The following is a 14,965-nucleotide window of genomic DNA, read 5'->3' as shown; positions in this document are numbered from 1 at the left end:
GCTGGGCCAGGCGTACGTGGCGGTGCTGGAGGCAGTGGCGACGGCGCCGCAGACGCCGCTGCAGGCGTTGCCGGTGCATGCCGCTTCGTCTCTGGATACGCTGCTGGCGCTGGGTCGCGGTCCGGTGTCGACGCAATATCGCGAGCGGTCGCTGGTGGCGCAGGTGCAGGCGCAGGCGGCGGCGATGCCGGAGGCGGTGGCGGTGCGCTGCGGGACGCAGTGGCTGGACTACGCGGGCCTGGAGCGTGCGTCCAACCGGCTGGCGCATGCGTTGCAGGAGCAGGGGATCGGTCCGGGCGCACGGGTAGGAGTGGCGCTGGAGCGCTCGGTGGCGTTGCTGGTGGCGCTGCTGGGCACGCTCAAGGCGGGCGCGGCCTACGTGCCGCTGGACTTGCAGCAGGGCCCGGCGCGGCTGCGGCAGATCCTGGACGATGCGCAGGTGAAACTTGTGCTGGGCGATGCACTGACAGCCTCGGTGGCGCTGTCGATGCAGGGATGCGAGGCGCGAGACTGGCTGTCGGCGTACCCGTCCACGGCACCGGTGCTGGCCGAGGATGCGCAGCGCAGCGCCTACGTGCTGTACACCTCCGGCTCCACCGGCACGCCCAAGGGCGTGGAGATCGCCCACGGCAGCCTGCTGGACTACTGCGCGTTCGCGCGCGAGGGGTATTACGCCGATCACCTGAGCGGATCGCTGGTGGCGACCTCGGTGGCGTTCGACCTGAGCGTGCCGAGCCTGTACGTGCCGCTGCTCAGCGGCGGCTGCGTGACGCTGCTGCCGCCGTCCGATCCGTTGCAGGGGCTTGCCCAGGCGCTGGAGGATGCAGCGGCGCCGGCATGGCTGCTGCGGCTGACGCCCTCGCACGTGCAGGGGCTGCTGGGGCTGGTGGATGCGACGCCGCGGGCACAGCGGCATGTGTTCGTGATCGGTGGCGAGACGTTCGCGGTGGAGCTGGCGCGGGCGTTGCAGGCCAAGTACCCGCAGGCGCAGCTCTACAACCACTACGGCCCGACGGAGACGGTGGTGGGGTGTGCGTGGTACGACGTGAGCGCGCACCTGGAGACGTTGACGCATACGATCCCGATCGGGGTGCCGATGCCCAACACGGGGCTGTACGTGGTGGATGCGCAGGGTCAGCTGGTGCCGCAGGGCGTGGCCGGCGAGCTGTACATCGGTGGCGCCGGCGTGGGCCAGGGCTACGTGAACCAGCCGGACCTGACGGCGCAGCGGTTCCTGCCCAGCCCATGGGTGGCCGGGGAGCGGGTGTACCGCAGCGGCGACCGGGTGCGCTGGCGCAACGACGGGACGCTGGAGTACCTGGGGCGTCTGGATGCGCAGGTGAAGCTGCGCGGGTATCGGATCGAACTGGGGGAGATCGAGAGCCAGCTGCGGGCGCAGGCGACGGTGCGCGAGGCAGCGGTATTGGTGAGCGGGGAGGGGGCGCAGGCACGGCTGGTGGCGTACGTGGTGCCGGCGATGCCGCTGCACGCGGACCAGGTTGACGCAGCGGAAGCGGCAGAGGCGGCAGAGGTGGCCTGGACGCAGTCCCTGCAGCAGGCGCTGAGCCAGGTGCTGCCGGGCTACATGCAGCCGACGGCGTACGTGGTGCTGGCGGCGCTGCCGCTGACGGCCAACGGCAAGCTGGACCGGGCGGCGCTGCCGCAGGCGCAGGTGCGCGAAGCGGCCTACAGCGCCCCGAGTACGCCGACCGAGCAGGCGCTGGCGCAGATCTGGGAAGCGGCGCTCGGCCAGGAGCGAATCAGCGTCAGTGCCAATTTCTTCGACCTGGGCGGGCACTCGCTGCTGGCCACCCGGCTGATCAATGCCGTGCAACGGCATTTCCACGTCGCGCTGCCGGTACGCGTGCTGTTCGAGCGTTCCGACATCCGCAGCATCGGTGCTTTGATCGATGCGGAGATCGTGCGCAAGCGCAATGCCGAGGCCGCACTGGAACAACACAATCAAGTGGAAAGGGAGTGGTGAGATGACGATACTGGATGTCGTTCGGCGCCTGAATGACCGCGGGATCTTCGCCTACGTGGAAGACGGGCGGCTGAAGACGCGCTCCGATGCACCGATCGTCGATGCCGATGTCGTCGAGCTGATCCGTTCCCATCGCGACGACCTGGTCCGCTTCCTGAGCGAACCCGGGTCCACGTTGGACGCCGTCGCACCGATCGGCCGGCTTGCCGATCCTTCCGCCCCGGCGCCGCTGTCCTTCGCGCAGCAGCGCCTGTGGTTCATCCATCAGCTGGAAGGCGGCAGCGCCCAGTACAACATCAATCTGCAACTCGTCCTGCATGGCGCGTTGGACATGGCGGCACTGCAGCACGCCGTGGACGCCATCGTGATCCGTCATGAAGTCCTGCGGACCTGGTTCATGCGCAACGAGGATGGCGAGATCCGGCAGCAGGTCGCGCCGGCATCGCCGCTGCAGATCCGTACCGTGGACCTCCAGGAACAGGACGAGGCCGGCCAGGCGCGCGAGATCGCCGCATACGTCAGCGAGGACGCAGGCCGCAGCTTCGAGCTGGCCGAACCACCGCTGTTGCGTGCCATGCTGCTGCGCTGTTCCGCGCAGCGGCACGTGTTGATCTTCGCCATCCACCACATCGCCTCCGATGGATGGTCGAAAGCGATCCTGCTGCAGGACTTCTGCAGCCTGTACAGCGCTTTCCATGAAGGACGCCCCGAACCGCTGGCGCCCCTGTCGATCCAGTACCGCGATTACGCCGCCTGGCAGCGCCAGACACTGCAGGGAGAGACGCTGGGCGGGCAGTTGGATTGGTGGCGAATGCAGCTGACCGGAGCGCCGCCGGTCCACAGCCTGCCGTTGCGACAGCCGCGTCCGGCCCAACAGAGTTTTCAGGGGGGAATGGTGCGGCTGACAGTGCCGCAGGCCACGGTCGACCGCGCGCGGGCGTTGTGCAAGGAGCAAGGCATCACCGCCTTCGCGCTGCTGCATGCCATGTTCGCCCTGCTGGTGGCGCGGATGGGGGGCGATCGCGACGTGGTGGTCGGCACGCCGGTCTCGGGCCGCACCCATCCGGACGTGGAGCCATTGGTGGGGTTCTTCGTCAACACCGTGGCGTTGCGCACCCGCATCGATCCGCAGCAGGAGGTGTTGGCCTATCTGCAGCAGAGCTGGCGCGACGTCCTGGCGGCGTTCCAGCATCAGGCCGTGCCGTTCGAAGCGCTGGTGAATGCGCTCAATCCGGAGCGAAGCCTCAGCTACAGCCCGCTGTTCCAGCTGCTGTTTTCCTATCACAGTGGCGCACCGCGCGAGGTGGCACTGCCCGGCCTGGTGGCCAAACCGCTGGAGCAGGCGGAGAACAGCAACCAGTTCGATCTGGAGTTCAACATCGCCGACGACGGCAGCGGCATGCAGCTGGCGCTGTCGTACAACCGAACCCTGTTCGATCCGGCCTTCATGAACCAGTTGGCCAGCAGCTTCTGCGTGCTGCTGGACGGTGCGTTGCGCTCGCCGGCCGCCCGGCTCGAACAGGTGCCCCTGCTGGATGCCGCCGCATGCCGGGAGCTGACCGAGGCCCGCAATCCCGTCGATGGCGGCAGCGTGGCATGTGTACAGGACATCGCACAGCGTGTGGCCGCGTATGCCCTGCGCCTGGGCGATGCGCCCGCGGCGCGCTGCGCCGAGCAGACGCTGAGCTTTGCCGAACTGGATCGCGCGGCGAACCGCCTTGCCCACTATCTCGTGGGGCAAGGCGTGGTTCCCGGCGGACGCATCGGCATCTGCCTGCAACGGTCGTTGCAGCTGCCGGTGGCCATGCTGGCCGTGCTCAAGGCCGGCGCGGCGTATGTCCCGCTGGATACAGGCCTGCCCGAAGAACGCCTGCGCTATCTGGTCGAGGACGCCCAGTTGGCGCTGGTGCTGACCCAGTCGGAACTGTGGAGCGCGCTGTCGTTCGGAGACTGCGAGGCGGTCCCGCTGGACCTGCTGGCACCGTTGCTGGATGCGCAGCCGGAGACGGCTCCTCCGGTCGACGCCGACCCGGCGCGGACCGCGTACGTCATCTACACCTCGGGCTCGAGCGGCGAGCCCAAGGGCGTGGCGGTGCCGCATGCTGCGGCGCTGCACTATCTGGACTATGCGGCGACGGCCTATCTCGAGGGCGACGTCGCTGCCGGGGTGGTGGCGACCCCGTTCGCATTCGACGCCACGGTCACTTCGCTGATCGCGCCATGGTGCGTGGGCAAGCCGGTGCTGTTGCTGGAGGAAGACGGCGCGGCGGCGTTGGATGCCTTGCTGGCGCACGCGGCGCGGCCAGATCCGCTGCTGTTCAAGCTCACGCCCGCGCATCTGGACGCCCTCTCGGCGCTGGCCAGGACACCGGTGTCTGCGGCCGCGCATGTGGTGGTGGTCGGTGGCGAACAACTGACCGTGCGCACCTTGCAGCGCTTCCGCTCGCTGGTGCTGCCCAATGCCTGCGTGGTCAACGAGTACGGGCCGACCGAGACCACCGTAGGCTGCAGCACCTTCTTCCACCGCCCGGGCGACCCCATCCCTTCGGGTGACGCGGTGCCGATCGGCCGGCCGATCCGCAATACCCGGTTGTACGTCCTGGATGGCACCGGCATGCCGGTGCCCGACGGGGTGGCAGGCGAACTGCACATCGGCGGTGCTGGTGTCGCCGAGGGGTATCTGCGCCGTCCGGCGCTCACGGCGCTGCAGTTCGTGCCGGACCCGTTCGCCCACGGCAGGATGTATCGCAGCGGCGATCTGGTGCGGTGGTGCCATGACGGCGAGCTGGAGTATCTCGGCCGCATCGATGACCAGGTCAAGCTCAACGGCTTCCGGATCGAACTGGGAGAGATCGAGGCGCAGTTGCTTGCGCAGGTGGACGTGGAAGCGGCATGCGTCGCGGTGCGGGAGGATGGCGACGCCAACAAGCGGCTGGTCGCCTATGTCGTCCCGCGCGACAGCATTCTCGCGTCGGAGCAGGACGAAACCGAGATCGAACGCTGGCGGTTCCAGCGCATTGCCGCCTTGCGCGCGTGGGTGCAGGAACGGCTTCCCGAATACATGCAGCCGGCAGCGTATGTACTGGTGGACAGGCTGCCATTGACGGCCAACCACAAGCTGGACCGCGCGGCGCTGCCCGCGCCCGAGCCCGGCGACTTCCAGAAGGAAGCCTATGCCGCGCCGCGCGACGCCACCGAGCGCACGCTGGTGGAGATCTGGCAGAAGGTGCTGCGGTTGGACGCCATCGGCATCGACGACCATTTCTTCCGGCTCGGCGGCAATTCCCTGTTGGCGACCCGGCTGGTCAGCGAGATCGCCGAGCGACTGCACGCGCGTGTACCGGTGCGCAAGGTGTTCGAGCACCCGACGGTGCGCTCGCTGGCCGTGGCGGTCGCTTCGCAGCCGGCGCAGCCGCACTGCGGCATCGCGCCGACCCCGCACGAGGGGCCATTTCCCTTGTCCTATGCGCAGCAGCGCCTCTGGTTCATCGATCAACTGGGCGGCGGTAGCCGCCAGTACCACATCGGCTCGTCGCTGCGGCTGCTGGGAGACCTGGACCAGGCCGCGCTGCAGCGGGCGCTGGATGCCATCGTGGTGCGGCATGAAGTGCTGCGCACCTGTTTTTCCGCACACTATGGGCAGGCCGTGCAGCAGGTCCAGCCCGCATCCCCGGTGCCATTGCGGCGGCTGGATCTGTCCGGCCTGGCACCCGCCGAGCAGGCGCGGCAACTGACCGAGGCCATCGATGGCGCGATCGCCGCACCGTTCGATCTGGCGCGCGACCTGATGCTGCGCTGCACGTTGATCGCGCTGGCCGAGCGCGATTGCGTGGTGGTGCTCGGCATGCATCACATCGCGTCAGATGGCTGGTCGACGGGCTTGCTGGTGAAGGAATTCGTGGCGCTGTACGCCGCCTTCCGCATCGGTGCTGACGATCCGCTGCCGCCCTTGCCGCTGCAGTACGGCGATTTCGTCCATTGGCAGCGGCAGACACTGGACAGCCAGGCATTGGAGCCGCACCTGGCGTACTGGCAGCAGCAACTGGCAGGTATTCCAAGCCTGCATCGACTGCCACTGGATCGGCCGCGTCCGCCGCAGCAGGACTACACCGGTGCGGTGGTGGAGCGGCACCTGGACGCGGCGGCGTGTGCCGGCCTGCACGCGCTGGCGGCCCAGCATCAGGCGAGCCTGTTCATGCTGCTGCGCGCCGCGTTCGCGGTGCTGCTGTCGCGCTGGAGCGGCGACGAGGATGTGGTCATCGCCTCGCCGTCGGCTGGCCGTTCGCGGCGCGAACTGGAGCCGTTGATCGGCTTCTTCATCGATAGTCTGGTATTGCGCACGGACCTGGCGGGCAACCCCAGTTTCGCCGCGTTGCTGGAACAGGTGCGGCAGAGCACGCTCGATGCGTTCGCGCACCAGATGGTGCCGTTCGACATGCTGGTCGACGCGCTGTCTCCCGTGCGCAGCCTGAGCCATCCGCCATTGGCGCAGATCAGCCTGACCCTGCACAACCTGCAGGCGCAGACGCTGTCGCTTCCGGGCCTGGAGATCCGCGACGCGGCGCGCTCGGCCGCTGTGGCACGGCATGACATCGAGCTGCATATAGGCGAAATCGATGGCGCCTTGCAGTTGCGCTGGGTTTACGCGTCTGCCCTGTTCGACGCCAGCACCATCGAGCGCCTGGCCGACAGCTTTCTGGTGCTGCTGTCGGCGGTGGCGCGCGACCCGCGGGTGCCGGTGCTGTCGCTGCCGCTGCTGCCCGAGGACGAGGCGCGGACGCTGGCGCAGTGGTCGGCGCCGCGGCCGGCACCGCTGCCGGCGCTGTGCGCGCACGAACTGGTGGAAGCCCATGCGCGGGCCCGGCCCGAGGCGCTGGCGGTGGCCTTCGGCGAAGATCACCTGGACTACGGCACGCTCAACGCGGCGGCCAACCGGGTGGCGCACTACCTGCGCGCGCAGGGCGTGGGCCCGGATCAGCTGGTGGGCCTGTGCGTGGAGCGCTCGCTGGACCTGGCGATCGGCGTACTGGGCATCCTCAAGGCCGGTGCCGGCTACCTGCCGCTGGACCCGACCTATCCGCACGAGCGGCTGCAGGCGATGCTGGGCGAGGCGGGCGTGGCGCACGTGCTGTCGCAGCAGGCGGTGCTGGAAGCACTGCCGTTCCTGGCCGAGTACACCGTGCTGCCGCTGGATGCGCCGCTGCGAGCGCTGCTGCTGTCCGGCCAGCCGGACAGCGATCTGCCGGTGGGAGAGGTGGGGGTGACGCCGGATCGGCTGGCCTACGCGATCTTCACCTCCGGCTCCACCGGTACGCCCAAGGGCGTGCTGCTGGAACATCGCGGCCTGATCAACCTGGCCGCATACCAACAGCAGGCGCTGGGGCTGACGGCGCACAGCCGGGTGCTGGGCTTCGCGTCGGCTTCGTTCGACGGGGCGGTGTTCGAATGGCTGATGGCCTTGGCCAGCGGTGCGAGCCTGCACCTGTGTCACGAGGACGAGCGCCGCTCGGTGGAGCTGCTGGCGGAGCGGCTGACGGCGTCGCGGATCACGCATGCGGCGATCCCGCCGGCGTTGCTGCAGCAGCTGCCGCTGGCGCGCGACTATGCGCTGGAACTGCTGATCGTGGCCGGCGAGCGCTGCGACGACGCGCTGGCATGGGCATGGTCGCGGCGGTGCCGAGTGGTGAACTCGTATGGTCCGACCGAGGCGACGGTGGCGGCCACGCATGCGCAGGTGGTGGATGGCGAGGCGATGACGCTGGGCCGGGCGCTGCCGAACGTGGCGTTGCGGGTGCTCAATGCGGCGGGCCAGCAGCAGCCGATCGGGGTGAGCGGGGAACTGTACCTGGGCGGGGCAGGGCTGGCGCGTGGCTATCTGGGAGCGCCTGGGCTGACCGTGGAGCGGTTCGTGACGCTGCCGGGGCAGGCGATGCGGCTGTACCGCACTGGAGACATGGTGCGATGGCGGGCCGATGGCCAGTTGCAGTTCCTCGGCCGCGCCGACGACCAGGTCAAGGTCCGCGGCTTCCGCATCGAGCCGGCGGAGGTGCAGGCCAGGCTGCTGGCACATGCATTGGTGCGCGAGGCGGTCGTGCTGGTCCGGGAAGACGACGGCGTCGCGCGGCTGGTGGCCTATGTGGTCTGCGCCGAGGGTGCCAGCGGCCGCGAGGACGCCAGCGTGCTGCGCGAACTGCACGATGCACTGAAGGCCAGCCTTCCCGACTACATGGTGCCGTCCTCGCTGATGAAGGTCGACGCCATTCCGTTGACCCGCAACGGCAAGGTCGACAGGCTGGCCTTGCCCGCGCCTGGCCGACAGCCGATGCAACTGTACGTGGCGCCGCGCACGCCGGTGGAGGCGCGGCTTGCGCAGATCTGGCAAGAGGTACTGCGCCTGGAGCGGATCGGCGTGCTCGACAACTTCTTCGAGATCGGCGGCGACTCGATCCTGTCGATCCAGGTGGTGTCGCGTGCCGCACAGGCGGGGATTGCGCTCACCACCAAGCAGTTGTTCGAGGGACAGACCATCGCGGCGTTGGCGCGCCTGGCCGCGGATGCGGTCGGGTCTGCCGCACCGCAGGACGCGGTGCACGGAGCGCTGACGTTGCTGCCGATTCACCGGCTGTTCTTCGGCGCCGAATCGCGCGACCCGCATCACTACAACCAGGCGGTGCTGCTGCAGACACCGGCGGATTTCGACGCCGCGGCGCTGGTTCCCGTGGTGGATGCGCTGTATCGCCGCCATGACGCGTTGCGCCTGCGTTTTGTCGCCGACGCCGACGGATGGCACGCGTTCCATCAACCGCTCGACGCGGCCATGGTGCAGGCCAGTTGCGTGGTCGAGCCGCTTGCGGACACTGGCCCGGACGGCGAAGCGCAGTTGCTTGAACGATGTACCGACTGGCAGCGTCGCTTCGACCTGGCGGCCGGGCCCTTGCTGCGCGCCGTGCACTTCAGGCCGCCTGCCGGAGCCCAGGGTGGCGGCCGCCTGTTGCTGCTCGTGCATCACGCGGTCGTGGATGGCGTGTCGTGGCGCATTCTGCTGGCCGACCTGGAACAGGCCTATGCCCAGCACATGCGCGGCGAAGCGATCGCGCTGGGTGCAAAGACCACCTCGTTCCAGCAATGGGGCGATGCGCTTGCCGTGTATGCCGGCAGCCAGGCACTGCAGCGCGAACGCGGGTTCTGGCTCGCCCAGCATGCGGTCGAGGTGCCGCCGTTGCCGGTGGACCGGCGGATCGATGGGCTTGGCGAGATCGCCACCACCGCCGTGGTGCCGATCACGCTGGATGCCGAGCAGACGCGTGCGTTGCTGCAGCACTGCAATAGGGCGTACCGCACCACGATCAACGAGCTGCTGCTGGCCGGCGTCTATCTGGGCATGCGGGCCTGGACCGGGCACCGCGACCTGCGTCTCCGCCTGGAAGGGCATGGGCGCGAAGCGGTGCTCCCGCAACTGGATGTCACCGAGACGGTGGGCTATTTCACCAGCGTCTATCCGCTGACCCTGGGCGTCGACGACGAGGAGGTCGGTGCCGCCATCGTGGCCGTGAAGGAGCGCTACCGGGCGGTCCCGCAGCATGGCATCGGCTACGGCGTCCTCCGCTATCTGAGCGCGGACGCCGAACTGGTTGCCGCGGCAGCGGCCGCAGGCGAGCCCGAGCTCGAGTTCAACTATCTCGGCCAGTTCGACCAGGTCCTCAATACCGGCACCGTGTTTCAGGCTGCGGTCGAAGGCGTTGGCGAGAAGGTGTCCGGTCGGCGCCGGCGCATGCACCAGCTCGGGCTTTCCGGCAAGGTCTTCGACGGGTGCCTGCGCTTTGCCCTGGACTACAGCCAGGCGCAATACGATCACGCGACGATGCAGCGCCTGGCTGCACTGCTGGCCGATGGCCTGGCCCGTGTCGTGGCGCACTGCCTGGGGTGCCAACAACCGCGCCTCACGCCCTCGGATTTCCCACTCGCCCACGTCGTCCCGGCACAGCTTGCCGCGTGGCAGGCGCGGTACCCGCAGCTGGCGGGCCTGTATGCGGCGACGCCGATGCAATCCGGCCTGCACTTCGAGAGCCAGCTCGATCCACAGACGTATGTCGTACAGACCGCGCCGGTGCTGCTCGGGGCGCTGGACACCGGGATCTTCCACCAGGCCTGGGACCAGGTCGTGCAGCGTCACGACATTCTCCGCACGGCATTTCTGGGCGAGGATCGGGCGTTGCAGCAGCTGCTGCTGGCGCAGGCATCGCTGCCATGGCACGAGGAGGATTGGCGGCAACTGCCCGCCGCCGTGCAGGAGGAGCGCTTCCGCGCGTTCCAGGAACAGGATCGGCAGCGCGGGTTCGATTTCACGCAACCGCCGCTGATGCGCGTGGCGCTGTTCCGGCTGGGAGACGAACGCTACCAGATGTTGTGGACCACCCACCACATCGTGATGGACGGGTGGAGCAGTCCGCTGGTGTATCGCGACGTGATCGCCCTGTATCGCGCACTCAGCGAGGGGCGCGGTGCCGCGCTGGCGGCGCCACCGCCCTTCGAACACTACGTGGCCTGGCTGCAGCAGCAGGACCACGACCTGGCGCGCTCGTACTGGAGCCGCGCCTTGGCCGATCTCGATACCGCGACGACGCTGCCGGCCGATCCGTTCCCCGGCGAGCGGGAATCCGGCCCGCGCGAATGCGTGGTGACCGTCGACGGCCAGGATCTGGTGGCGCTGCACACGCTCGCCGCCACCAGCCGGGTCACGCCGAACACCGTGGTGCAATGGGCCTGGGCCTATCTGCTGCACCGCTACAGCGGCGCCAGCGATATCGTCTTCGGCGCCACGGTGTCGGGCCGCCCGGCGCAACTGCGCGGTGCCGAGGACATGGTCGGCCTGTTCATCAACACCCTGCCGGTCCGGGTCGCGTTCGATGCCACGCCGCTGCCCGCCGCCTTGCGCTCCCTGCAGGCGCAGTTCCAGGATGCTTGCGCGCACGGAATCCTGCCGCTGGCAGACATCCAGCGGCAGTCGTCGCTGCCCGGCGGGACCGCGCTGTTCGACAGCCTGGTGGTCTTCGAGAACCTGCCGATCGACGCCAGGGTCGAAGCGGACGCGATGCGCGCCGCCCTCGAAATCCAGTTCGTCGCCAGCCAGCGCCAGACCCAGTATGCCCTCACACTGATCGTGACTGACGGCGAACAGCTGCGGGTGCGCCTGGGCTACCGCGCCGAGCGCGTATCGCCGCGCATGGCCACGCAGATCGCAGAACGGTTTGCCGCCGTGTTGTGCGCCTTGCCGGCGATGGCGGCCGGCGCCCCGCCGCCGTGGCTGCTCGCACCCGCGGCGCATGCGACGATGGCCGCTTGGCGCGCGCCGCGCCGTGCGTACGCGCGCATGGCGACCATCCATGGTCGCTTCGAGGACCAGGTCGATCGCGATCCGGCACGCCCGGCGCTGGTGTGCGGCGATGTCGTGGTCAGCTACGGCGCGCTGGACGCCCGCGCGAATCGGGTCGCCCATCATTTGCTGGCATCGGGCGTGCGCCGTGGAGAAGCCGTGGCGTTGCGGGTCGAGCGTTCGGTCGACTATGTGGTCGGCCTGCTGGGCATCCTGAAGTCCGGCGCCGCCTACCTGCCGCTCGATCCTGCCTATCCGCAGGAACGTGTGCTGCAGATGCTGGGCGGCAGCGAAGTCCGTTTGGGTCTGACCACCGCGCGGCTGGCCACACAGCCGCTGCAGGGCCTGCACGTCGCCCTGCTCGACGATGCGGCGACATTCGACGCATGCGCCGAGACCCGGCCGGCCTCGGCGGTCGACGGCGACGCCATGGCGTTCGTGATGCATACCTCCGGCTCGACCGGCGTCCCCAAGGGCGTGCAATTGCCGCACCGGACCATCGTCAACCTGCTTGACAGCCTGGCCGCGCGGCATCCCGTGCTGGCTGCGGCCATGCCCACGCTGCAATTCGCCTCGATCGGATTCGACATGTCGCTGTACGAGGTGGCGTTGGCCTTGTTCTCCGGCAGCGAGCTGGTGCTGATGGACGACGCCGAGCGCATGGATCCGCACCGTCTGTTCGCGTGCATGCGGCGCCACCGCGTCGGCCGCGCCTACCTGCCGACGGCCATGCTGGCACCGTTCGCGGAGGCGGCGCTCGCAGAACAGGCGCTGCTGCCGGACCTGGTCCTGCTGCAGACGGCTGGCGAGCGCCTGGCGATCACGCCTGCACTGCGCCGGTGGGCCGCCGACAACGCATGTGCGGTCTTGAACCTGTATGGCCCGACCGAGAGCCATGTCGTCAGCGAGCACATGCTCGATGGCGATCCGGCGGCATGGCCGGCATTGCCGCCGATCGGGCGCACGATCGACAACGTGGTGCTGGAAGTGCTCGATGTCGCCGGCACGCCGGCCCCGATCGGGGTGGTGGGCGAACTCTACATCGGTGGCGATGGCCTGGCGCTCGGCTATGCGGGCCTGCCCGAGCTGACCGCCGATCGGTTCGTCGAGCGCGCCTTGGACGGTTGCGTGCCGCAACGCCTCTATCGCAGCGGCGATCTGGTGCGCTGGCGGGCGGATGGCGTCCTCGACTACGTGGGCCGCGCCGACCGCCAGCTGAAGGTGCGCGGCTTCCGGATCGAGCCTGCGGAGATCGAAGCGGCGCTATGCCGTCATCCCGCAGTTTCCGAAGCATTGGTGCAGGCCCAGGGCGATGGCAGCGAGCGCCGGCTGGTGGCCTATGTGGTCAGCGCGGAACGCGGGACAGCGCTGCACCAGGCCCTGGCGGCGATGCTCAGGACCTGCCTGCCGGACTTCATGATTCCCGCGGCGTGGGTATCGCTTCCGGCATTTCCGCTTACCGCCAACGGCAAGGTGGACCGGGCGGCATTGCCTGCGCCCGTCTCCGCACCGAGTACGCCACGCCTGCCGCCGCGCACCCCCAGCGAAGTGCAGCTTGCGCAGATCTGGTGCGACCTGCTGGGCGTGGACGCGGTGGGCATCGATCAGCGCTTCTTCGACGTCGGCGGACACTCGCTGTTGGGCATACGCATGCTGTCTGCGATCAAGGGCACGTTCGGTCGCAGCCTCAAGGTCGCCGATCTGTTCGCCTACCCGACCATCGCCGACCTGGCGCAATTGCTCGATGCGTTGGAGCAGGACGCCGTCGACAAGGATCAGCAGCGGTCGGGCGCGACCGACGAAACGCTCGAAGAAATGGAATGGTGAGCAAATGACGATTGCAGAACTCCTGCGCACGCTGCGCGAGAACGGGATTGCGGTGTCGCTGGTGGATGGAAAGGTGAAGACCGTTGCCCCGAAGGGCGCGATCACTCCCGAGCTTGCCGATTGCATCCGCACGCACCGGGCGATGCTGCTGGCATTCCTGCAGCGCGTGGAGCAGCAGGAGGAACGGGCCACAAGGATCGAGGCAGCGCCCCCCAGTGAGGCCTATCCGGTCTCCTTCGCGCAGCGGCGTCTGTGGTTCATCGATCGGCTGCAGGGCGGCAGCGCTCACTACAACCTGCCTGCGGCGCTGCGCCTGCGCGGCCGTTTCGACCGCGACGCGTTCCAGCACGCGCTGGATGCCATCGTGGCCCGCCATGCGGTATTGCGGACGCGCTATGTCGAGCGCGACGGGGAGCCGGTGCAGATCATCGATCGGCCGGGTCGCGTCGCCATTGCGGAACTGGATGTGTCGGCGATGGACGCTGCGGCACGCGAGGCGCGGGTGCATGCGTTGGCGCTCGACGACATGGCGCGCGAGTTCGACCTGGCGGTCGACCCGATGCTGCGCTGCGCCCTGATCCGCGAAGGCGACGAGGTGCATACCGTGCTGTTCACGCTGCACCACATCGCCAGCGACGGCTGGTCGATGGGTGTGCTGGTACGGGAGTTCGCTGCGCTGTACACCCGCTTCGGCGACGCCGCCGCCACGCCCTTGCCGCCGCTGCCGCTCCAATATGTGGATTTTGCCTATTGGCAGCGCACGGTGCGTGGCGAGGCCGCCCTGCAGCAGGCGCTGCAGTATTGGCAAGCACGGCTGGCCGGAGCGCCGGCGTTGCACGCCTTGCCGCTGGATCGGCCGCATCCGCTGCAGCAGACGTTTTCCGCACATCGGCTGCAACACAGCATCGAGCGCCCGCTGCTGGACGCGCTGCGCGATTTCGCGCAACAGCGCCAGGCGACCTTGTTCATGGTGTTGCAGGCGGCCTTCGCTGCGCTGCTGTCGCGCTGGAGCGGCGAGGCCGACATCGTCGTCGGTACGCCCGTCTCCGGGCGCCCGGCGCAGGAGCTGGAGCCGCTGATCGGCCTGTTCATCAATACGTTGGTGTTCCGCACCAGGGCTGCCGCCGACCTGAGCTTTGCGGACCTCGTCGAGCAGGTCCGCCACGATGCCGTGCAGGCGTTCGAGCATCAGGACCTCCCATTCGATGTCCTGGTGGACGCGGTGCGGCCCGAACGCACGCTTGCGCATAACGCGGTGTGCCAAATCAAGTTCGTGCTGCAGAACCACGACGGCGGTGTCCTGTCCTTGCCGGGACTGGAACTGGAGACGATCGAGCGCGGCGTCGAGCAGGTCCGCTTCGATCTGGACCTGACGGCGATCGAGTCCGAACACGGCTTGCACTGCAACTGGACCTACAAACAGGACTTGTTCGATCGCGTGTCGATCGAGCGCATGGCGCAGGCATTTGCACTGGTCCTGCGGCAGATGGTCGAGACGCCGCAGTGCACTGTGGCGCAGGCACAACTGCAAGCCAACGCCGCCACGCAGGCACTGCTGGCGTCTCGACCATCTGCCGCAGGACCAGTGCAAATGCCTGCGCCATGCGCTCGATCGACACGCGATCTAACAAGTCCTGTTTGTAGGTCCAGTTGCAGTGCAAGCCGTGTTCGCACTCGATCGCCGTCAGTTCCAGAACGAAGCGGACCTGCTCGACGCCGCGCTGGATCGTCCCCAGTTCCAGTCCTGGCAAGGTCAGGACACCGCCGTCGTGGTTCTGCTG

3 protein-coding genes are annotated in these 14,965 nt (G+C 68.7%); all 3 read left to right on the top strand.

Annotation, left to right across the window (positions count from 1 at the left end; translation table 11 throughout):
- A partial coding sequence (locus CEK69_RS15425; protein ID WP_152246545.1) for a non-ribosomal peptide synthetase occupies nucleotides 1-1,984 on the top strand: 1,984 nt, incomplete at its 5' end.
- A gap of 1 nt (nucleotide 1,985) precedes the next feature.
- The gene (locus tag CEK69_RS15420; RefSeq protein ID WP_193314009.1) at nucleotides 1,986-13,184 is read left to right on the top strand and encodes a non-ribosomal peptide synthetase; all 11,199 of its coding nucleotides are present in this window, start codon (nucleotides 1,986-1,988) and stop codon (nucleotides 13,182-13,184) included.
- A 4-nt stretch (nucleotides 13,185-13,188) separates the two neighbouring features.
- On the top strand, nucleotides 13,189-14,965 hold a 1,777-nt coding region (locus CEK69_RS21090; protein ID WP_226975184.1), incomplete at its 3' end, for a condensation domain-containing protein.

It is taken from the genome of Xanthomonas sp. LMG 12462 (assembly GCF_009192885.1).
GTDB classification, from domain to species: domain Bacteria; phylum Pseudomonadota; class Gammaproteobacteria; order Xanthomonadales; family Xanthomonadaceae; genus Xanthomonas_A; species Xanthomonas_A sontii.
The sequence above is the reverse complement of the archived record's forward strand: the minus strand, read 5'-3'. Positions and strand labels throughout refer to the sequence as shown.

Excerpts from the sequence above, each read along its gene's own strand:
- CEK69_RS15420 (WP_193314009.1), top strand. The coding sequence starts at position 1,986 with ATGACGATACTGGATGTCGTTCGGCGCCTGAATGACCGCGGGATCTTC.